Annotated in this window: 21 protein-coding genes; 10 read left to right on the top strand and 11 right to left on the bottom strand. The window is 64.1% G+C overall.

The window, feature by feature from the left end:
* Positions 1-226: 226 nt before the first annotated feature.
* Positions 227-1,102, bottom strand: a complete 876-nt coding sequence (locus RXV95_RS15445; protein ID WP_338466908.1) for a DMT family transporter — start codon at positions 1,100-1,102, stop codon at positions 227-229.
* A gap of 206 nt (positions 1,103-1,308) precedes the next feature.
* On the opposite strand from RXV95_RS15445, the gene RXV95_RS15440 reads away from it, so the two are divergent.
* Positions 1,309-2,766 (top strand): L,D-transpeptidase family protein, encoded by a 1,458-nt coding sequence (locus RXV95_RS15440; RefSeq protein WP_338466907.1) that lies wholly within the window; start codon positions 1,309-1,311, stop codon positions 2,764-2,766.
* Positions 2,767-2,871: 105 nt separating this feature from the next.
* On the opposite strand, the gene RXV95_RS15435 is transcribed toward RXV95_RS15440, so the two are convergent.
* From RXV95_RS15435 to RXV95_RS15395, 9 genes are all read right to left on the bottom strand, one after another.
* Positions 2,872-3,495, bottom strand: coding sequence for a murein L,D-transpeptidase catalytic domain-containing protein (locus RXV95_RS15435; protein ID WP_338466906.1), 624 nt, complete (start codon positions 3,493-3,495; stop codon positions 2,872-2,874).
* A gap of 53 nt (positions 3,496-3,548) precedes the next feature.
* A complete protein-coding gene (locus RXV95_RS15430) occupies positions 3,549-4,055 on the bottom strand; it encodes a GNAT family N-acetyltransferase (protein ID WP_338466905.1) in 507 nt (168 codons plus the stop codon).
* A gap of 46 nt (positions 4,056-4,101) precedes the next feature.
* On the bottom strand, positions 4,102-4,656 hold the full coding sequence (locus tag RXV95_RS15425) for a TIGR02281 family clan AA aspartic protease (RefSeq protein WP_338466904.1): 555 nt from the start codon (positions 4,654-4,656) through the stop codon (positions 4,102-4,104).
* A gap of 60 nt (positions 4,657-4,716) precedes the next feature.
* Complete coding sequence (ispG, locus tag RXV95_RS15420; protein ID WP_338466903.1) at positions 4,717-5,850, bottom strand: flavodoxin-dependent (E)-4-hydroxy-3-methylbut-2-enyl-diphosphate synthase; 1,134 nt, start codon at positions 5,848-5,850, stop codon at positions 4,717-4,719.
* A 40-nt stretch (positions 5,851-5,890) separates the two neighbouring features.
* The gene (locus tag RXV95_RS15415; protein WP_338466902.1) at positions 5,891-6,406 is read right to left on the bottom strand and encodes a GNAT family N-acetyltransferase; all 516 of its coding nucleotides are present in this window, start codon (positions 6,404-6,406) and stop codon (positions 5,891-5,893) included.
* Between the two features lie 141 nt (positions 6,407-6,547).
* The gene (locus tag RXV95_RS15410) at positions 6,548-7,102 is read right to left on the bottom strand and encodes a DUF924 family protein (protein ID WP_338466901.1); all 555 of its coding nucleotides are present in this window, start codon (positions 7,100-7,102) and stop codon (positions 6,548-6,550) included.
* Between the two features lie 52 nt (positions 7,103-7,154).
* Complete coding sequence (locus RXV95_RS15405) at positions 7,155-7,592, bottom strand: hypothetical protein (protein WP_338466900.1); 438 nt, start codon at positions 7,590-7,592, stop codon at positions 7,155-7,157.
* A 99-nt stretch (positions 7,593-7,691) separates the two neighbouring features.
* Complete coding sequence (gene tldD / locus RXV95_RS15400; RefSeq protein ID WP_338466899.1) at positions 7,692-9,134, bottom strand: metalloprotease TldD; 1,443 nt, start codon at positions 9,132-9,134, stop codon at positions 7,692-7,694.
* Positions 9,135-9,185: 51 nt separating this feature from the next.
* On the bottom strand, positions 9,186-9,446 hold the full coding sequence (locus RXV95_RS15395) for a zinc-finger domain-containing protein (protein WP_338466898.1): 261 nt from the start codon (positions 9,444-9,446) through the stop codon (positions 9,186-9,188).
* A gap of 97 nt (positions 9,447-9,543) precedes the next feature.
* On the opposite strand from RXV95_RS15395, the gene RXV95_RS15390 reads away from it, so the two are divergent.
* The 5 genes from RXV95_RS15390 (at position 9,544) to RXV95_RS15370 (ending at position 15,684) form a co-directional block, all read left to right on the top strand.
* Positions 9,544-10,488, top strand: coding sequence for an ABC transporter ATP-binding protein (locus tag RXV95_RS15390; protein WP_338468586.1), 945 nt, complete (start codon positions 9,544-9,546; stop codon positions 10,486-10,488).
* Complete coding sequence (nadB, locus tag RXV95_RS15385) at positions 10,485-12,062, top strand: L-aspartate oxidase (protein ID WP_338466897.1); 1,578 nt, start codon at positions 10,485-10,487, stop codon at positions 12,060-12,062. Before RXV95_RS15390 ends, nadB begins: the two co-directional genes overlap by 4 nt.
* A 333-nt stretch (positions 12,063-12,395) precedes the next feature.
* Positions 12,396-12,902 carry an energy transducer TonB gene (locus RXV95_RS15380; protein ID WP_338466896.1) on the top strand — a complete coding sequence of 169 codons (507 nt, stop codon included), beginning with the start codon at positions 12,396-12,398 and terminating at the stop codon, positions 12,900-12,902.
* A gap of 156 nt (positions 12,903-13,058) precedes the next feature.
* Positions 13,059-14,768 carry an NAD(P)/FAD-dependent oxidoreductase gene (locus RXV95_RS15375; protein WP_338466895.1) on the top strand — a complete coding sequence of 570 codons (1,710 nt, stop codon included), beginning with the start codon at positions 13,059-13,061 and terminating at the stop codon, positions 14,766-14,768.
* A gap of 409 nt (positions 14,769-15,177) precedes the next feature.
* Positions 15,178-15,684: a TonB family protein gene (locus RXV95_RS15370; protein WP_338466894.1), complete on the top strand. Its 507-nt coding sequence runs from the start codon at positions 15,178-15,180 to the stop codon at positions 15,682-15,684.
* A gap of 110 nt (positions 15,685-15,794) precedes the next feature.
* On the opposite strand, the gene RXV95_RS15365 is transcribed toward RXV95_RS15370, so the two are convergent.
* A complete protein-coding gene (locus RXV95_RS15365; protein WP_338466893.1) occupies positions 15,795-16,043 on the bottom strand; it encodes a GlsB/YeaQ/YmgE family stress response membrane protein in 249 nt (82 codons plus the stop codon).
* Between the two features lie 541 nt (positions 16,044-16,584).
* Between RXV95_RS15365 and RXV95_RS15360 the strand changes: the two genes are divergently transcribed.
* The 4 genes from RXV95_RS15360 to RXV95_RS15345 all read left to right on the top strand — a co-directional run bounded on the left by RXV95_RS15360 (position 16,585) and on the right by RXV95_RS15345 (position 21,116).
* The gene (locus tag RXV95_RS15360) at positions 16,585-18,669 is read left to right on the top strand and encodes a ribonucleoside-diphosphate reductase subunit alpha (RefSeq protein ID WP_338466892.1); all 2,085 of its coding nucleotides are present in this window, start codon (positions 16,585-16,587) and stop codon (positions 18,667-18,669) included.
* A 146-nt stretch (positions 18,670-18,815) separates the two neighbouring features.
* Positions 18,816-19,199: a PepSY domain-containing protein gene (locus RXV95_RS15355; RefSeq protein WP_338466891.1), complete on the top strand. Its 384-nt coding sequence runs from the start codon at positions 18,816-18,818 to the stop codon at positions 19,197-19,199.
* Positions 19,200-19,351: 152 nt separating this feature from the next.
* Entirely contained in the window at positions 19,352-20,410 is a 1,059-nt protein-coding gene (locus RXV95_RS15350; protein ID WP_338466890.1) for a ribonucleotide-diphosphate reductase subunit beta, read from the top strand.
* Positions 20,411-20,462: 52 nt separating this feature from the next.
* On the top strand, positions 20,463-21,116 hold the full coding sequence (locus RXV95_RS15345) for an MT-A70 family methyltransferase (protein ID WP_338466889.1): 654 nt from the start codon (positions 20,463-20,465) through the stop codon (positions 21,114-21,116).
* Position 21,117: the final 1 nt, after the last annotated feature.

Raw genomic sequence — 21,117 nt, 5'->3', positions numbered from 1 at the left:
CGCATGCCCGGTGCCGAGTGCGGGGGAAGCCGCGCCGGGGGCGGGCATCGCACATCGGGTGCCGGGATTTGCGGACGGCCCGAATTTTCGCCGCCGCGATGCGCGGTTAAGTGCGATCCGTCAAGGTGGCCGGGGGTCTAAATCTGCGCGGAGAAGCGCCAAAACGGCGGGACGTTGCCTTTCAGGCCGCGCCCGCGCCATGAAATTGCCCTGCGGACGGGTATGGTCAGGCCGGAACGCGCACCTTTCGCGCGGCATGGAGACAGCCCGCCACGATCAGCGCCACCCCGGCCAGCGTGCGCCATGTCAGCGGTTCTGCGAATCCGATCCAGCCGACCAGCGCGGCCCAGACGAAGGCGGTATATTCCATCGGCACCAGCACTTGCGCCTCTGCGCGGGCATAGGCCCAGCTGAGCAAAAGTTGCGAAATGCCCGCCAGCGCCGCGCCCGCGACAATATAGCCCCAAGTTTCGGAAGACGGGACATGGGCAAGCAGCGGCGCGCCAAGGCCCAGGAATGCGGTGACGAACAGCGCCTGGAAAAACGCGATTTCCTGCGGTGCGGCCAGTTGTGCCTGCTTGCGCTGGAGCACGAGGTTGACCGCATAGAGCATCGACGAAACCAGTATCGCGCCCAGCCCCTTCACGCTTTCCGCGTCATAGGCGCCGGTGAACTTGCCCTGCGCGATCACGCCCACGCCTCCGAGCGCAAGCAGTGAGCCTGCGATCGCGCGGCCGCCCACGGGTTCGTGCAGCAGCGCGGCGGCAAGATAGAGCGCGACCAGCGGGGCGGTGAATGTCAGGCCCATCGCTTCGGCCATCGGCGTGCGCGCCAGTCCATAGAAGAACAGCACGGCCATGACGCCCGTAACCGCGCCGCGCAGGGCGTGGATGCGCAAGGCGTCAGGGCCGGGCAGCGAACGCGCCCGCCACAACCACGGCCCGGCCATGATTCCCGCGCCTATCATGTTGCGGAAAAAGGTCGCGCTATATGCCCCGGCGGCGATTGCGGCGGCCTTCATGAAGCCGTCCATCACGCCATAGGTGCCCAGCCCCAGGATCGCGGCGAGAATCGGCAGGGACTGGCGCGGAAGGCTTGGCACCTGCGTGCCCTACTGCGGTGCGGGCCGGGCTGTCATGCGCGAAGTCGCGCCTGACGCGATCGGTCGCGGTCTGCGCGCGGGCGATTCAGCGGGGCTTCAGCCGCCATGCTTGATACTGGCTGAAGCCTCGGGTTATTCGGGGCGTGGAGATACGGACCGCCCGCAGGCGTTTGACCTTTTGGCGGCAACAGGATTTTTGCGACCACATGAACAGGATCGTTTCCTTGCGCGCGGCCAGCATCGCCGCCCTTGTTGCCGGCACGGCGCTTACGGCTGCGCCCGCTTTCGCGCGGCAGCAAGGCCCGGTGGACCTGACCGCCACGGCGCAGCAGGCGGCAACCGACCGGCAAGGCGAGGTGGAACAGGCCAAGCCGCAGCAGACGAAGCAGGCCGCCAACGCCGCGCCCGGAGACACCGCGCCCCAGCCGCAGGCGACGTCCGTGCCGGTGATCCAGCCGATTCCCGGCGTGACGCCGCCCGAACTTCAAGGTCCGCCGCCTCCGCCGCCGCACTGGTCGCTTGGCGACGCGAAACAGCTTCTGGCGGCGATCCGAGGCATCGGCGCGGAAGGTCTGTTCCCCAAGGATTACGAGCCGACGGCACTGGCCGAAGCGATTGCCGCGGGGGAAGGCGATGCGCTGAACGCCACCGCAACCCGGCTGTTCTCGTGGCTGGTGGAAGACCTGCGCGACGGGCGCACGCCGATGGACGACCGCATCCAGTGGTTCGTGTTCGATCCCGATGCGGACAACGATCCCACGTCGGTCGTGCTCGCCCACGCGCTGGAAATGCATGACATCAAGGGTGCGCTGACGGAACTGGACCCGACGAACCCGGACTATGCGGCGCTGAAGGCGAAGCTGGCCGAAACGAAAGACCCGAAGACAAAGGCGCTGATCCGCATCAACATGGACCGCTGGCGGTGGCTGCCGCAAGACCTGGGCCTGCAATACCTGATTACCAACGTGCCCGAAGAGATGCTGCGGCTTACGGTGAACAACAAGATCATCACCACGTACAAGACGATCGTGGGCAAGCCGGGCCGCACCGCCACACCGCAGCTGGCCGAAACGGTGCAGGGGGTGATCTTCAACCCCACGTGGACCGTGCCGCAATCAATCGTGAAGGGCGAAGGGCTGGGCGCGCGCCTGCTGGCCAATCCCGCCTCTGCGCGGCGGCAGGGCTACAAGGTGACAAAAAGCGACAGCGGCATGATCACGGTCGTCCAGCAGCCCGGCGCCAACAACGCGCTGGGCCTGATGAAGCTGGACATGCCCAACCAGCACGCGATCTTCATCCACGATACGCCCAACCGCAACCTGTTCGATCAGGATAACCGCGCGCTAAGCCATGGCTGCATCCGCACCCAGCGCGCGACGGAGCTGGGCATGACGATGGCGATCCTGGGCGCGGACATGTCGCCGGAGGAAGGCGTGGAGATTTCCACGTCGGGCAAGTACACGCGCGTGCCGATGAGCAAGACCTTCCCGGTCTATATCGTCTATTTCACCTATGCGCGCGATGTGAACGGCGACCTGCACGCGTTCAAGGACCTGTACGACCGCGATCCGCCGGTACTGGAAAGCTTCGCCGGCCCGCGCCCGGAACACACCGGCCAGCGTCATTCGACGCAGGAAGTAATCGTCGCGCAGGATCCATTGTAGGCGCCGCGTGGGTTCAGCCCATGCGGGCCTGCGAACGGCACTTTTGCGAGCTTCCGTCAGCCTATGACGGTTATGCGGGCAGTCGCAGGTTCGACTTAGGGTTGGTCAAGCAATCCCCAGCTGGTCCGAATAGAGCAGCCGTCCGCCCGAAAGGTGCCACAGCGCTTCGTTGAAGTTCTGTTCGCCCATCGCGAAGCAGCCGTCGCTGCGGCCCAGCTTGCCCCACTTTTCGACCATGTCCTCGTTCGCGTACCACGCCGGGTGCATCACGATCAGCCGGTCGAGCGCGTTGCTGTTGGTGGGGTCGACGCCGACGAGCCGGATGGAGGTGCCGTACTTGCCCTTGTACCATTCATTGGTGACGAACGCGCCCTTGCTGGTCGCGCGGCTGCCTTCGACGTTCGAGAAGTTGTGGAGGTATCCGTCATGCTCCGGGTCGGAGCCGATGCCGTGAGCGACAAGGAAGCTGCGCACCGTTCCCTGGTCGAGATTCGCGAAATGGAGGCGCGGCTGCGAGGACGGCAGGCCGAAGTCGGCCACGCCGACAAGGTCGGTGCGCCACAACCGGTCGCGCACGCGCTCCAGCTGCTCTTTCGCAACGTCCAAGATGCGGCGTTGCTGGCCGGTGAGCGGTGATGCCTGCGCAAAGACGCGCGCGGGCATGGCAAGCGCGGCGCCTGCGAATGCGCCCGCTTTCAGGAGGTTACGCCTGTCGATCGTGTTCTTCATGACCCGTCCGTTGTCCCCTCCTTTCGAATATGCGCGAAGGTCGAACCGGTATTCTAGCGCGTTTCGGCGGTTTGCGCATCCTTTGCGCCGAGCCGAGCGAGCGCGGCGCCATCCACGCGCATGATGCGCCAGTCGTCCATCATCCGCGCGCCCAGCGACCGGTAGAAGCCGATCGACGGTTCGTTCCAGTCCAGCACCGACCATTCGAACCGCGCGCAGCCCCTTTCCAGCGCCAGCGACGCGAGGTGCATCAGAAGCGCCTTGCCAAGCCCCGCCCCGCGCGCTGCGGGCCGCACGAACAGGTCTTCAAGATAGAGGCCGGGCCGCCCCTCGAACGTGGAGAAGTTATGGAAGAACAGCGCAAATCCCTGCGCTGTTCCGTCGATCTCTCCGATCACCACTTCCGCGCCGGGACGCGGGCCGAACAGGTTTTCGCCCAGCACGTCCATGTCGAAGCGCACTTCGTGGGAGAGCTTTTCGTATTCGGCAAGATCGCGGATCAACTGCGCGATCAGCGGCAGGTCTGGCGGGGCGGCGGATCGGATCGAGATCGTGGTCATTCGCGCATCCCTATCGGCTCGGTCGCGGCTTGTCGAAGGCGGCGATTCAGGCCGGCTCGATCACAAGGCGGTCGCCGCTGAGTTCCACCCGGCCAAGGCGGCGCAGCACCGACTGGCCGAGGAGGTTTGTGCTCAGCCCCTGCACGACCACCGCATCGACATCGTCCAGTTCGCGCCCCGCGATCTCGAGCCGGTCGATCTGGATCGCCTGGCCGTATCCCGTGCCCGAAGCGGTGCGCAGGATCGGCTGGAACGACGGCGGATCGACGAAAATGCCCAGCCGCCGCGCCTCGTCCACGGTCAGCGCGACAACGTCTGCCCCGGTATCGACAAGGAAGCGCGTATCCTGCCCGTCGATGGTGGCGTTCAGGTGGAACTGGCCGTCCGGCCCGCGCGCAATCGTGCTCGCTTCGTTCACGCCGGTATAGACAGTGGGTGCGTTCTTCGCGGCCGCTTCGCTGGCGTGGTTCGACCACGGGTTGCGGCCGGTGACGGCAGGTGCATCGGCTGCGGGAGAAAGCGGATGTGCCCCGCCCAGGAACTGGGCGGCCAGCAGCATGATCCCGATCATGCCGAAGGCAATGGAAAGCAGCCGTACCATCGGCGCAAGGTCTAGCGCCAAAGGGTTACGCAAAGTTCAAGCTGGATCGGGACCAATTGCTCAGGCGGCTACGTCGGCCTTGCCCGCGTCGGTCATCTGCGCCTCGATTTCGGCGGCCTTCGCTTCGACCAGTTCCACGATGTGATCGAGCATGGCGTCGCTCGTCACGTGGTGGTCGGTCACGCCCGAAAGATAGACCATGTGCTTGCCCGCACCGCCGCCGGTGATGCCGATGTCTGTTTCGCGCGCCTCGCCGGGGCCGTTGACCACGCAGCCCAGCACCGAAAGCGAGAGCGGCGTCTTGATGTGGCTCAGCCGGTCTTCCAGGATCGAGACGGTCTTCACCACGTCAAAGCCCTGCCGCGCGCAGCTGGGACATGAAACCACGCGCACCCCGCGCGTGCGCAGGCCCAGCGATTTCAGGATTTCAAAGCCCACGCGCACTTCCTGCTCCGGCTCGGCCGAAAGCGATACGCGGATCGTGTCGCCAATCCCGGCCCACAGCAGGTTGCCGATGCCGATCGCGCTTTTCACCGTTCCGCCAATCAGCCCGCCCGCTTCGGTGATGCCAAGGTGCAGCGGGCAATCGACCGCTTCGGCAAGGCCCATATAGGCGGCAACGGCAAGGAACACGTCGCTGGCCTTCACGGCCACCTTGTATTCGTGGAAATCGTGATCCTGCAGCAGCTTGATATGGTCCAGCGCGGATTCCACCAGCGCTTCGGGGCAGGGCTCGCCGTATTTTTCCAGCAAGTCCTTTTCCAGCGATCCCGCGTTCACGCCGATGCGGATCGCGCAGCCGTTGGCCTTGGCCGCGCGCACCACTTCGGCAACGCGTTCGCTGCTGCCGATATTGCCGGGGTTGATGCGCAGGCAGGCCGCGCCCGCATCCGCCGCTTCCAGCGCGCGCTTGTAGTGGAAATGGATGTCCGCGATCAGCGGCACCCGCGCGGCTTTTGCGATTGCACGGAACGCGGCAGTGCTTTCCACGTCTGGGCACGAAACGCGGATCAGGTCCGCGCCCGCGTCCTCGCATCGGCGGATCTGGTCGATCGTCGCCGCCGCGTCCGACGTGGGCGTGTTGGTCATCGTCTGCACGGTAATCGGCGCATCGCCGCCAACGGGGACGCTGCCGACCATGATCTGGCGGCTGTTTCGGCGCGCGATATCGCGCCAGGGACGGATCGAAGACATGGCCCGCCATATAGGCGCTGCGACGGGGCGGGGCAAACGGTCAGAGACGAAGCGCGAAAAGGAACTCCTCGTCGATCTGTTCGCCCACCGGATACGTGATGTCCGCTATCTTCGCGAAGCCATAGCGACGGTAGAACCGCTGCGCATCGTGGTTGCCGCTCCATACCGAAAGCTGGATCTCGTCCGCGCCCGCCGCGCGCGCCTGATCCAGCGTCCAGTCCATCAGCCGCGCGCCAAGCCCCCGGCCAAGCCGTTCGGGCGCGGTATAAAGCTGCTTCAGTTCAAGCGGGTTTGCAGCGTCCGAATGGTCGCGGTCGAAGCTGGCCGAAAGGTTGAGCTTGCAGAACGCGACCAGTTCGCCCGCGTCTTCCATCACCGCGACGCGCATTGCCGGATCGGCGATTTCGCTTTCGATCTTGCGGTCCGAATGGCTGCTTTCGATCCACGCGGCGAAATCTTCGGGGCGATAGAGATGTTCCCACTTGGCCGACATCGCGCGCCGGGACAGCGCGCCAAGCGCGGGAACGTCTGCGGGGGTGGCAAGGCGGAGATTCATGCGCGCGCCATAAGGGGCACCGCGCGCGACTGGCAAGTCATACCCAAGCGCGATGAGCTTGACTCATCGGGCTTTGGTTAAGCCCGTGTGGCGCTTGAACATTTCCAAGGCGTGATGCGTCAGCATCTTAGCGCCTTGGTATTACCAGTGGTTCCCGGCAGCGACGGCGCGCTTTTCGGCAGGCGTGGAGGCACGGCCCAGAACCGCGTTGCGGTGCGGGAAGCGGCCGAAGCGCGCCACCATGCGATAGTGCGCGCGGGCGAACCCGGTAACATAGGCGCTGCCCAGCGATGTGAAGCGCCGCACGCTTTCGCGCTGGTCGGCGATATGTTCGCTGTGCATCAGCGGCATGTAAAGGAACTGGCGCTGCTCCAGCGCAAGGCCCTTGTCGAACCCGCGCGCAATCGCGCCGTGCGTTATCGCGCGGGCGAGCGGATCGAACGCGAAAGCGCGCGGATCGTCGCGGAACACGTTGCGCGGCACCTGGTCGAACAGCAGGATCGCCGCGCGCGCGGTCAGCGGATCGGACAGGAAGCCGGAAACAGGCTGGTGCGAAAGGCCGGGAAGCAGCGGCGCGAAGTGGCGGCGCAGCAGGGCATCCACCGCATCGTCGCGTGCGAACCGCTGCTGCGGACGCAGTTTTGCGAACCAGAAATGCAGGATGTCCCGCGCCCAGAAGCGCGTTGCCGCCGTCACCCGCGGGCCAGCCCGCCAAACGCCAATGCGCCTGCCGCCGGGGTCACTTGCGTCACTTTCCGCTTTCGCCCGCGTCCTTTTGCCCGTCCTTGGGCTTGGTATAGGGGATGAACGGCCCCAGCCCGACAAAGCCGGACCACATGCCCGACGTGCGATCATGCAGTTGCACGGTATCGATAGAGCACAGGTTGGACGTATATAGCTTGGTCACCAGGATATCGTCGTCGTCCAGCGAATCCGCACCGGTCTTCGGAAAGTTCACATACCAGGTGCTTCCCGCCTTGTAGATGATGGCGGTCTTGTCGATGATCTGGGTGGAATCGACGGTTGGCATCCAGATGCAGTTCACCGGCTTTCCGGCGACGCGGCCCTTCAGCGCCTTGGCCAGTTCTTCCTGCGGTGTCTTTTTCGTGCGGGCTTCGGCGGCGGGCACGGCGATCATCGACGCGGCGGCCAGCGCGAGGCCGACCTTGGCAACGGTATTGCGCATGGAATCGGTCCTTTCGTGCAATTTCCCGGATAGTCTAATCACAAATGCGCTGAACCGGTGGTGAAGTTCCACGAATTGTTGTCGCGAATTGTCGCGGATTCAGGCGGTTCCGCCAACGGTAAGTCCCGAAACCAGCAGGGTCGGCTGGCCCACGCCTGCCGGAACCGACTGGCCGCCCTTGCCGCACACGCCGATGCCTTCGTCCAGTTCCAGGTCGTTGCCGATGCCGGTTACCTTGCCCAGCACGCTGGGGCCGTCGCCGATCAGCGTTGCGCCCTTGACCGGCGCGCCCAGCTTTCCGTTTTCCACGCGGTAGGCTTCCGTGCAACTGAACACGAACTTGCCGCTGGTGATGTCCACCTGCCCGCCGCCGAACGACTTGGCATAGATGCCGTCCCTGACGCGCGAAAGCAGCTCTGCCGGATCGTCGTTTCCGGCGCGCATGAAAGTGTTGGTCATGCGCGGCATCGGCGCGTGAGCATAGGATTCGCGCCGCCCGTTACCGGTGGGGGCAACGCCCATCAGGCGTGCATTCAGCCGGTCCTGGATATAGCCCTTCAGCACACCGTCCTCGATCAGCACGTTTTCCTGCGTCGGCGTGCCCTCGTCGTCGATGGAAAGCGATCCGCGGCGGCCCTGTCCGCCAACGCCGGCCATCGTGCCGTCGTCCACCACGGTCACGCCGGGGGCGGCCACGCGCTCTCCGATGCGGCCGGAAAAGGCACTGGTGCCCTTGCGGTTGAAATCGCCTTCCAGCCCGTGGCCCACCGCTTCGTGCAGCAACACGCCGGGCCAGCCGGGGCCGAGAAGGACGGTCATCTCTCCGGCGGGCGCGGGCACCGATTCAAGGTTGGCCAGCGCCTGCGCCAGCGCGGTGTCGATCGCGCGGTTCCAGGTTTCCGGTTCGAACAGGTCATCGTAAAGGCGGCGTCCGCCGATGCCGAAGCTGCCCACCTCGCGGCGGCCGTCGCGTTCGGCCACGATCTGCACGTTGAGCCGCACCAGCGGGCGGATGTCCTGCCCGATGAAGCCGTCTGCACGCACGATTTCCACCACCGACCACGATGCGGCGAGCGAGGCGGAAACCTGTGCCACGCGCGGGTCGCGGGCGCGGGCGGCCGCGTCGATCATTTCCAGCAGCTTCACCTTCTTTTCGAAAGGCACAAGGTCCAGCGGGGACGCGTCGGTATAGAGGTGGCGGTTGGTGCTGCGCGGCGGCGGAGCGGGCTGGCCCTTCGCCGGATCGAGCAGCGCCAGCGTCTCGCCGGCGCGCGCGATGGCGGCGGCGGAAATCTCGTTCGCGTGGGCAAAGCCCGTCATCTCTCCGGAAACGCCGCGCAGGCCGAAACCGGCATCGCGCGAATAGTCCGCCGTCTTCAGTCGCCCGTCGTCGAACCCGAACGATTCGCTGGCGATGAACTGCATGTAAAGCTCGCCATCGTCGCAGGCTTTCAGCGCCTCTGCCGTCAACCGCTGCGCGGTATCGGGATCGAGCAGGCCGGGACGATAGAGCAGCGAACGGGGATCGGGCGTCTGTGTCATGCCGCCGGATATAGGCGCTTGGACGCAAAGCGCCAACGCCCGGCGCGGCGATTACGCGACCGAGCCGTCTCCCGGCGCCGGAAGGTCGCCCGGTTCCAGTTCGTCGATGCCCGGCTGCGCGGGGCCGCCTTCAAGCACGAAGCGACGATCGCAATAAGGGCAGTCGACATAGCCCTTCTCGTCGATCTCAAGCCAGATGCGCGGGTGGCCCAGTGCGCTGGGCTTGTAGGCGCCGGTGGAGCGGATCGAACTGGCCCCGTCGCAGCAGACGCGGGGCTGGTCGGTCGTCACGGTTTCAGGAGGCTGGATCATGGACAGCGCCGCTAGCAAAATCGCTGCGGTGCGGCAAGCTGCCTGCGGATCGATCCGGGCCTTTACTTTGCGCGCCGCGCGCGGCAGGCAGCGGCGCATGGATACCCCGCCACCAGCCATCCGCATCAAGGATCTCGTCAAGCGTTACGCCCCCACCGGCAAGGGAGAGGGCAAGCTCGCGCTGGGCGGCGTCAGCTTCGATGTGCCGCAGGGCCAGATATTCGGCCTTCTCGGCCCCAACGGCGCGGGCAAGTCCACGCTTATCAACATCCTTGCCGGGCTGGTGATGAAAACCTCCGGCACGGCGGAGATCTGGGGCTTCGATATCGACCGCGACATGCGCAACGCGAAGGCCAGCATCGGCATAGTGCCGCAGGAAATCGTGTTCGATCCGTTCTTCACGCCGTATGAGGTGCTGGAAAACCAGGCGGGCCTTTATGGCGTGCCCAAGGCGCTGCGCCGGTCGGAAGCGCTGCTGCGCGAAGTGCACCTGGCCGACAAGCGCGATGCCTATTCGCGCACGCTTTCGGGCGGCATGAAGCGCCGCCTGCTGATCGCCAAGGCGATGGTGCATTCGCCGCCGATCCTTGTGCTGGACGAGCCGACCGCGGGCGTGGACGTGGAACTGCGCCGCCAGCTTTGGGAACTGGTGACCGAACTGAACGACGAAGGCGTGACCGTGGTGCTCACCACGCACTACCTCGAAGAGGCAGAGGAACTGTGTGACCGCATCGCGATCATCAACCACGGCCAGTTGATCGCAGACAAGCCGACGCGCGAACTGGTGGACATGGCGCGCGAGAAGATCGTGGTGCTGACGCTCGACCGCGAACTTGAACAGGCGCCGCAGCACCAGGCTTTCCTCAAGAGCCGCATCAGCAACGAGCGCGAGGTAGAGATTACCTACGACAAGGACCGGATGAACGCGGGCGAGGTGCTGGCGGTCGTCCAGGGCCTGGGTTGCGGCATTGTCGACGTGTCCACGCGCGAGGCGGACCTTGAAGACGTATTCGTCGAACTGACCGCGAAGCAACCGGCGTGAGCAACCATGATGTCCTGATCGTCGGTTCGGGCGCGGCAGGGCTTACGGCAGCGTTGGTGCTGGCCGAACATTGCCGCGTGATGGTGCTGGCGAAGGGCGGACTGGACGAAGGATCGACCGCGTGGGCGCAGGGCGGCATCGCCGCCGTGCTCGACAAGGGCGACACGTTCGAAGACCACATTCGCGATACGATGGTCGCCGGGGCGGGCCTCAACCGGCGCGAAACCGTGGAATTCGTGGTGGAACACGCACCCGAGGCGATCCAGCGGCTGATCGATCTGGGCGTGCCGTTCAACAATGAAAAGGGCGCGCTTCACCTGACGCGCGAGGGCGGGCATTCGCATCGTCGCATCGTCCATGTGAACGATGCCACCGGCTGGGCGGTGCAGGAAGCGTTGCTGAAGGCGGCGAATGCGCATCCCAACATCACGCTGAAGCCCAACATGGTCGCGATCGACCTTGTGACCGACCGGCACCGCGCGCACCCCAAGGGGCAGCGCCGCGCATGGGGCGTCTATGCACTGAACAAGGACGCGGGGCGGGTGGAATGCCTTTCCGCCAAGGCGACGATCCTTGCCACGGGCGGGGCAGGGCGAACCTACCTGTTCTCGACCGCGCCGCGCGGCGCGACGGGAGACGGGATCGCGATGGCATGGCGCGCGGGCTGCCGCGTCTCCAACATGGAATTCATGCAGTTCCACCCCACCTGCCTCTATAACCTCGAGGTCAAGAATTTCCTGATAACAGAGGCGGTTCGCGGTGAAGGCGGGATACTGAAGCACCCTGTAACCGGCCACCGATATATGCCCGATTACGACGAGCGCGCGGAACTGGCCCCGCGCGACATCGTGGCGCGCGCCAATGACGACCAGATCAAGCGCTTCGGCCTCGATTACGTCCACCTGGATATCAGCCACAAGGAGCCCGAATTCGTCCGGCATCACTTCCCGACGATCTACGAACGGCTGCTGGGGCTGGGCATCGACATGACGAAAGAGCCGATCCCGGTCGTCCCCGCGCAGCACTATACCTGCGGCGGCGTGCTGACCGACCTGAACGGGCGCGCGGACCTGACGGGCCTTTATGCGATTGGCGAATGTTCGGAAAGCGGGCTGCACGGCGCCAACCGCCTTGCCTCCAACTCGCTTCTCGAATGCTTCGTATTCGGCGATTCCGCCGCGCATCACATCATCGAACACTGGGACGAGTTCGATACGCCTCCCGCGCTCAACCCGTGGGATGCCAGCCGCGTGACCGATTCTGACGAGGAAGTGGTCATCAAGCAGAACTGGACCGAAATCCGGCGCTTCATGTGGAACTACGTGGGCATCGTTCGCACCAACAAACGGCTTGAGCGTGCGCAACACCGGATCAAGACGCTGAAGGCCGAGATCGCCGAATATTACGCGCATTTCCGCGTGACGGCGGACCTGATCGAACTGCGCAACCTGCACCAGGTGGCGGAACTGATCGTGAAGAGCGCGCGCCACCGGCATGAAAGCCGCGGGTTGCACTACAACCTCGATTATCCGCAGACCGAACCCGCCGCGCGCGAGACGATACTGGTGCCCTGAACAGGTAGCGCAGGGGGGCAGTGTCGCGCCTCTGGCCGGGCCGAGTCGCACCGGCTCCCGCCCATCCTGCCGGTCTGATCGAACCTGCCCGGTGTTGCGACGCGCGCTGATGAACGCTCAGGTCAAAAAATTAACATTGCAAATCTTGGCGTTGGTTAATTGAAAGTTGCTTGAAGTTTGACTGCGGCGCAATTTCCTGTTTCCGTCCGCTTGGGACAGCGCGTGGCCCGCAGAACGCACGTCATCCCCCCTTCGGCCGCAATGTGATCGTTTGGCGCGTTATCGCGCCCGATCGGTTGTGGCCGGTTCAACATGAACGGGAAGGATGTTGCGATGAATTATGCTCACCTGGCGGCGTTCGCCGTCGTTCTGCTTGCGCCCGGGCAATCGCTTGCGAAGGATCGGGCTCCCATCGAGATCAAGGCGCCGCGCGTGACGCTTTCCGGCTGGGTGTCCGATGTATCGAAGGCGCTCGACGAAAATCTGCGCTATCCTCTGGACAGCTTCCCCGCTCTCCCTGAATCCGGATACGCTTCGATCACCTTCCGCGTCGGTGCGGACGGATCGCCGGTGGATGTGACCTTGCGCCGCTCGACGGGCAACAAGCGCCTCGATCGCGCGGCGATGCTTGCGGTTGCGGGTATGACGAACATCGGTCCGCTGCCCGCGACCGCTGGCGTCGCGCGCAAGGTGCGCGCCAATATCCTGTTCGCGGCGGACGCGGTGACTCTGGCCGAACTGGCACGCGAGGAAAGGCGCGACATGGCCCGGCTGGCAGCCACTTCCGAGGGCAGGAACGAAATTGCCCTGACGACAAGCGCTGCTCCTACCGCCGGCTGAAGCCCGGCTTCCACCTGCGGTAGCGGCCCGCGCCGGTTTCGGTTCTGCGGACGAGGCGGCGCGGGCCAAGCCATCCCCTTCGCATTGTTGCATCGGCTGGACTCACCGGCCTGCCTATCGCATGATAGCGCAAACGATACGATCGGGAGAATTGCAATGGACGAGCGCACTGGGAACGGGCGCCCCGCGGAAGCGCGAACGGTTGACGCTCTTGTTGTTGGAGCCGGGTTTTCCGGCCTCTATATGCTGCACACGTTGCGCAAGATGGGCCTTTCCACGCACGTCATCGAAGCGGGCGACGATGTGGGCGGCACCTGGTACTGGAACCGCTATCCGGGCGCGCGCTGCGATATCGAGAGCTTCGAATATTCCTATTCGTTCGACGAAGACCTTCAACGCGAATGGAAATGGTCCGAACGCTATGCCGCGCAGCCCGAAATCCTTTCCTACCTGCGCCATGTGGCGGACCGGTTCGACTTGCGCCGGGACATCGCCTTCTCGACGCGGGTAACGTCCGCAAGGTGGGATGACGACAGCAAGCGCTGGACGATCGAGACCGACAAGGGCGAACACTACAGCGCGCACTATTGCATCATGGGCACGGGCTGCCTGTCTTCGTTCAACCGGCCGAACATCCCCGGCCTCGACGATTTTTCCGGCCCGATCTACATGACCGGCCAGTGGCCGCACGAAGGCGTGGACTTTACCGGAAAGCGCGTGGCGGTGATCGGCACCGGGTCCAGCGCGATCCAGTCCATCCCGCACATCGCCCGGCAGGCGGACCGGCTTACCGTGTTCCAGCGCACGCCCAACTTCGCGGTGCCCGCGCACAACCACCCGCTGACGGACGAAGACCACGCGAAGATCCAGGCGGTCTATCCCGAAATGCGCAAGGAGGCGCGGCATTCGCTGGTCGGCGCGTCGCGCGTGCTGCCGCCGACGGAAAAGCCCGTGCTGGCATCCACGCCGGAAGAACTGAAGGCCGATCTCGACCGGCGCTGGGCGGTCGGCGGGCTGGTGGGCTTCGTCGGCTCGCACCCGGACAGCGGGCTGGACCTTGCCGCGGCGGACCGGATCGCCGGCTATGTCCGCGACAGGATACGTGCACGCGTGGACGATCCCGAAGTGGCGGAGCTGCTGTGCCCGACCAGCTATCCCTTCGCGTCGAAGCGGCTCTGCGTCGATATCGAGTATTACGAGACCTACAACCGCGACAACGTGGATCTGGTGGACCTGAACGCCACGCCGATCGAAACGGTGGTGTCATCCGGCGTGCGCACCACTGGCGGGACATACGACGTCGACGCCATCGTCCTGGCGACGGGCTTCGACGCCATGACCGGTTCGCTGAGCCGGATCGACATCCGCGGGCGTGACGGGCTGGCGCTGAACGACAAGTGGGAAGGCGGGCCGCTCACCTATCTGGGGCTGATGAGCGCGGGCTTTCCCAACCTGTTCATGGTCACCGGCCCGGGCAGCCCCTCGGTCCTGTCCAACATGGTCACCTCGATCGAACAGCACGTGGAATGGATCGCCGCGCTGTTGGCCGAGATGGAAAAGCGCGGTGCGGGCGAGGTCGAGCCGCTGCCCGAGTTCGAACAGGGCTGGGTGGCGATGGGCAACGAATTTGCCCAACCGACGGTCTATATGCAGGCCAATTCCTGGTACCTGGGCGCGAACATACCGGGCAAGCCGCGCATCTTCATGCCCTTCATTGGCGGGGTCCACGCCTATCGCGACATTTGCGACGACGTGGCGGACAAGGGCTATGCCGGCTTTGCCATCGATGGCGCGGCGAACAGGCAGGATGTCGATTTCGCCGGACACGTGCTCAAGTACATGCCGGAAGAGGCACAGGCGGCCTGACCTGAATCCCCGCAGACCCTGGTGGCCCAAATCTGAAGTTCGCCTCACTATTTGGCAGGCGGGTGGGCGATTGTGCGCGTCCACCCCGCACCCCCATCATCGGCCGACTCGCGTTTCCGTAACGACCGGGATTGGCGGACCGGGCTGGGACCGCGTGGAAAATGCAGGCTTCCGGTACAGTATCCGACCGGGTGTCGAAAAATTTTACATCGACCATCAGGGTTTTAGCTTACGGTAAATTGCGGCGCTCTTGACCAGTGGGCAATTTAATGTTGCTGTTCCGGTTGGGACAGCGCGTGGTCCGCAGAACGCATGCCATCCCCCCTTCGGCCGCTACTAAACTCGTCAAGCGCGTTTTCGCGCCGTTTTTGGTTGCGGCCGGCAAAAACAAAATGGGAAGGATGTTGCGATGAAATACGCCCTTGTGGCGGCTTCTGCCGTCGTTCTGCTTTCGCCCGTGCAAGTGGCGGCGCAAGGACGCACCCCTATCGAAATCGAGGCCAACCGACCCACGCTGGCCGCCTGGGTCGCCGACGTTTCCGGGGCGATCGACACCAACTTGCGCTATCCGAGCTATTTCGGGCGCAACGGGCCTGAATCCGGTTATGCCTCCATCAGCTTCCGCGTCGGCGCGGACGGCGCGCCGGTCGATGTGGTGCTGCGCCGCACCTCGGGCAGTTCGCGGCTTGACCGTGCGGCGCTGAACGCCGTGGCCGGCCTTTCCGGGATAGAGCCGATGCCGCGCAGCAGCAGTTCCATGCAAAGCGTGCGGGCGAACATCGTGTTCGCGGCGGACGAAGTGACGCTTGCCCGCCTGCACCGCCAGGCCGACCGTGACATGGTGCGCCTGGCCCGGTCATCGCAGGGCGCAACCGAAGTCGCGCTTACCACGGGTAAGACCCTTACCGCCGGCTGAACCCCCGATCCTGCCTGCGGTATCGGCCCGCGCCGGCTTCGGTTCTGCGGACGAAGCCGGCGCGGGCCGCCCCTGTTTTTCCTGCGGGGTTCCCTTTCGCAGGTGGCCCGTCAGCCCAGGCCGATAAGGCGCGCGACGAAGATCAGCACCATCGCGCCGATGATCGAGGCGATCCAGCCGGCCATGTGGAAGCCCTGGTTCATCTTGCCGCGCGTGGTCACAAGCCCGGCCAGCAGCGAACCGGCAACGCCCAGTCCGATGGTCAGCAACCAGCCCATCTCCACCGCGCCGGGATAGAAGAAGCGGGCAAGGATGCCGATCACCAGACCGGACAGGACAGTCGACAGGATATTGATCATTGTATTTTCTCCCTTCGCCGGAGCTGTCGTCGCTCCGGTTCGATGCGACCTTGTCCACAATTTAGACGCGGCGTGCAAAAAAAATCTCGGAACGCCAAATACCCCCTTGCGCAACCCGCCAGCCTTGCTCGGTCCACGCGTCGCGGCCTTGCAGCATGGTGCGGGGTGCGACGAAACGAATCGCACATACGACGAACCGCACCGTCAATCCCGCATTTACCCTCTTGCGTCCGACTCACGAAAAGGCACTATGGGTAGTGGTCGGAATGACGGGGGACCTCTAAACCTTGTTTGGGGCGGTCACGCACCCTTTGGGGTGCGAACGGTGGCGTGCGTCCTGCGAAAGGGGCGCCGCGGTCCGGCCGGGACAGTGCATCTGGGGATAAGTTTTCGCATCTCCAGACGGGTTTGGTGCTAGGGTCGGCTTCCTTCGCCGATTCGAACACAAGTGGAACATCGGGCATTCCGGCGTTCCGCGCGAAACAGGGATCACAAGGGTGTCCGGCGCGGTTTGCGCGGCGCCCGGAAAGGCGGGGCAGGCATGGATTTCAGGGCTGGAGACGGTTCGGTGGCGCACGATGCGACGGATCTGGACGAAGCGGCAATGTCGGCAACCGATACGGGGCCGAAAGAGACGCGGGCGCCGGACAAGGCATCGGATAACGCCGACGCGGATGCGGCCGTTGCGGACAAGACAGGTGCGGCGATGAACATGGATGCGAAGGATTCGGGATCGGAGGCGCTGGTAGACGCCATGGCGGCGGGCGTGAGCGCGGCCGCAGCGGCGGCTGTCGCGGCCGAACCGAAGAGCGATTCAAAGACGATCAACGCCCGGCGTTTCAACATCGTCACCGATCCCGCGCGCGATGCGAAGCTGACCGCGTTCGGGAAAGAGACGCTGGACGACCGCTACCTGCTGCCGAACGAAACCTATCAGGACCTGTTCGCGCGCGTCGCCGATGCCTATGCCGACGATGCCGAACACGCGCAGCGGCTTTACGACTATATTTCCAACCTGTGGTTCATGCCGGCAACGCCCGTGCTGTCCAACGGCGGCACCGGGCGCGGGCTGCCGATCAGCTGCTATCTCAATTCGGTGGACGACAGCCTGGAAGGCATCGTCGGCACCTGGAACGAGAACGTGTGGCTGGCTAGCCGCGGCGGCGGCATCGGCACCTATTGGGGCGCGGTGCGCGGCATCGGAGAGCCGGTGGGCCTTAACGGCAAGACCAGCGGCATCATCCCCTTCGTGCGCGTGATGGACAGCCTGACGCTTGCCATTTCGCAAGGGTCGCTGCGGCGCGGTTCGGCCGCCTGCTATCTCGACATCTCGCACCCCGAGATCGAGGAGTTCCTTGAAATCCGCAAGCCTTCGGGCGACTTCAACCGCAAGGCGCTGAACCTGCACCACGGCGTGCTGCTGACCGACGAGTTCATGGAAGCGGTGCGCGACGGGGCCGAGTTCGAGCTGAAAAGCCCGCGCGACGGCAGCGTGCGTGGCTCGGTCGATGCGCGCAGCCTGTTCCAGAAGCTGGTCGAAACGCGGCTGGCCACGGGCGAGCCCTACATCGTGTTCTCGGACACGGTGAACCGCATGATGCCCAAGCATCACCGCGAACTGGGCCTGAAGGTTTCCACCTCGAACCTGTGCAGCGAGATCACGCTGCCCACCGGGCGCGACCACCTGGGCAACGACCGCACGGCGGTGTGCTGCCTGTCGTCGCTCAACCTGGAAACCTGGGACGAATGGAACGCCGACAAGCTCTTCATCGAAGACGTGCTGCGCTTCCTCGACAACGTGCTGCAGGACTATATCGACCGCGCACCGGACGAGATGGCCCGCGCCAAGTATTCGGCCGCACGCGAACGGTCTGTCGGCATGGGCGTGATGGGCTTCCACTCGTTCCTGCAGCAGAAGGGCATCGGCTTCGAAACGGCGATGGCCAAGGCGTGGAACATGAAGATGTTCCGCCATATCAGTTCGAAGGCGGACGAAGCCTCCATCATGCTCGCGCAGGAACGCGGGGCGTGCCCGGACGCGGCCGAAATGGGCATGATGCAGCGTTTCAGCTGCAAGATGGCGATCGCGCCGACCGCGTCGATCAGCATCATCTGCGGCGGCACCAGCGCCTGCATCGAGCCGATCCCCGCGAACATCTATACCCACAAGACGCTGTCGGGCAGCTTCGTGGTGAAGAACCCCTATCTTGAAAAGCTGCTGCAATCGAAAAGCAAGGATTCCAACAACGTGTGGAATTCGATCCTTGAGCGCGGCGGCTCGGTCCAGCACCTCGATTTCCTCTCGCCGGAGGAAAAGGCGGTTTACAAGACCAGCTTCGAGATCGACCAGCGCTGGCTGCTGGAATTCGCGGCGGACCGCACGCCCTATATCGACCAGGCCCAGTCGCTGAACCTCTATATCCCGGCCGACGTGGACAAGTGGGATCTGGCCATGCTGCACTTCCAGGCGTGGGAAAAGGGCATCAAGTCGCTCTATTACCTCCGCTCCAAATCGGTGCAGCGCGCCGGGTTCGCCGGCGGGGTGGAAGCCGACAACACGCCCGAGGCCGCGAAGTACGAGCTTGGGCAGCAAACCGATTACGAGGAATGCCTCGCCTGCCAGTGATGGCGGGCGGCATCCTCCCGCGCTTTCGGGAGTTCGCCGCATGAATGCGCGTGCGTTACACCTTGCGACACTGTGTGACTGGACCTTGCCGGTCCGCTCGGCTTTGGCTGCGCGCCGGAGAAATGACCGGCAAGGAGTGATGGTCGATGCGCAAGTGGCACCGCTGGATTTCAGTGTTTTTCGGAGTGTTCCTGCTGTGGATCGCGGTAACCGGCGTGCTCAGCCAGGTCGCGGTCCTGTGGCCGGCGGGAACGGAAGCCGCGGCGCCGCCCGCGCCGCCCGCCGGGTTCGCGTGTCCCGAAGGCTGGCGCTGCCTGCCCCCGCGCGCCGATGCCGGCGGCATCCGCAGCATGGTGGGCCTGTTCCATCACCTGCATTCGGGCGAGACGTTCGGGCCGTTGGGCACCGCGATCTCTGTGCTGTCGGGCCTTGTGATGGTGTTCTTCAGCTTTTCGGGGCTGTGGATGTACATCGTCATGTTCCGCAACCGCGCGAAGCGGAACATAAAGCCCGGCTGGTTCTGGAAATAACCGCGCGGCGCCCGCGGGCGCTTCGCCCAACCTGCAAACAACAGATATTCGCACGGGCGGTGCCTTCGCGCGCCGCCCTTTCGCGTGCGCGCATTGCTTTCGCGCCCGTTCCCTTCACCCCGCTTCCGCACACTCGCTGACAGGAAAAGCCCATGTCCCTTCTCGAAGCCCGCAAGGTTTACAAGCCGTTCGAATATCCCTGGGCCTACGATTTCTGGAAGCGCCAGCAGCAGGTGCACTGGATGCCCGAAGAAGTGCCGCTGGGCGAGGATTGCCGCGACTGGGCGCAGAAGCTTTCAGAGCATGAGCGCAGCCTGCTCACGCAGATATTCCGCTTTTTCACGCAGGCGGACGTGGAAGTGCAGGATTGCTATCACGAAAAATACGGCCGCGTGTTCAAGCCGACCGAAGTGAAGATGATGCTGGCTGCGTTCTCCAATATGGAGACGATCCACATCGCCGCCTATTCGCACCTTCTCGATACCATCGGAATGCCGGAAGCCGAATATTCGGCCTTCCTTGACTATACCGAGATGGCCGACAAGGCGAACTACATGCACACATTCGGCGTGGAATCGGACGAGGATATCGCCCGCACGCTGGCGATGTTCGGCGGCTTTACCGAAGGGATGCAGCTTTTCGCCAGCTTCGCCATGCTGATGAACTTCCCGCGCTTCAACAAGATGAAGGGCATGGGCCAGATCATCAGTTGGTCGGTGCGCGATGAAAGCCTGCACTGCGAAGGCATCACGCGCCTTTTCCACGCTTTTACCGCCGAACGCGACTGCCTGACCAAGGCGGTGAAGGAAGACATCATCGATTGCTGCCAGAAGACCGTGCGGCTGGAAGATGCCTTCATCGACCTGGCGTTTGAAATGGGGCCGGTTCCGGGGATGAGCGCCAAGGACATCAAGCGCTACATCCGCTATATCGCCGACTGGCGGCTGGGCCAGCTCGGCTTCCAGCCGATCTACATGATCGAGGATCACCCGCTGCCGTGGCTGACCCCGCTGCTGAACGGGGTGGAACACGCCAACTTCTTCGAAACGCGCGCCACCGAATATTCGAAGGGCGCAACGCGCGGCAACTGGCAGGACGTGTGGTCCAGCTTCGACAGCCGCCGCAAGGCGAAGGCCAACGACGTTGTAGACGACGCGGGCGAGGACGACGGCGAGGACATGTTCTCGAAGGCGGGAATCGCGGCGGAGTAGGGTGGCAAATAAACAATTTGACCCATGCACAGCATGTGCATAGGATCTCGTTATGTTCTCATCAGATGGTCCACTCGCCGCGCATCTTGATCTTATTCGAACTGCGCGTGGCAAGCAGTTCGGGACAGTTCTTGCTGATCCACCGTGGCAGTTTCAGAACCGCACTGGCAAGGTTGCACCCGAACACAAGCGTCTCAACCGCTATGGAACGATGACGCTTGACGAAATTTGCGCTTTGCCAGTGCAGGAAATTGCCGCTGATCCGTCGCATTTATATATGTGGGTACCTAACGCGTTGCTACCTGATGGCCTCAAGGTAATGGAGGCGTGGGGCTTTCGCTATGTTTCCAACATTGTCTGGCACAAAGTGCGGAAAGACGGCGGGTCAGACGGTCGCGGAGTAGGCTTCTATTTTCGTAACGTGACCGAACTCCTGTTGTTCGGTGTACGTGGAAAGAATGCGCGTACGCTCGATGCTGGACGTCGGCAGGTGAATATGATCCAGAGTCGAAAGCGCGAACACAGCCGCAAACCTGACGAACAATACAAGATTATTGAGGAATGTAGTTGGGGGCCACGCATCGAATTGTTCAGCCGAGGTAAGCGTAAAGGCTGGACCGTTTGGGGCAACCAGGCAGATGATAGTTATGCCCCTGATTGGGCGACTTACGGCTATAACAGTGCTACGGCGATTCCGGCAGAATAAG

Origin of the sequence: Novosphingobium sp. ZN18A2 (assembly GCF_036784765.1) — a bacterium.
GTDB lineage: Bacteria > Pseudomonadota > Alphaproteobacteria > Sphingomonadales > Sphingomonadaceae > Novosphingobium.
Note: the sequence above shows the minus strand (reverse complement) of the source record. Positions and strands in the feature narration are given on the sequence as shown.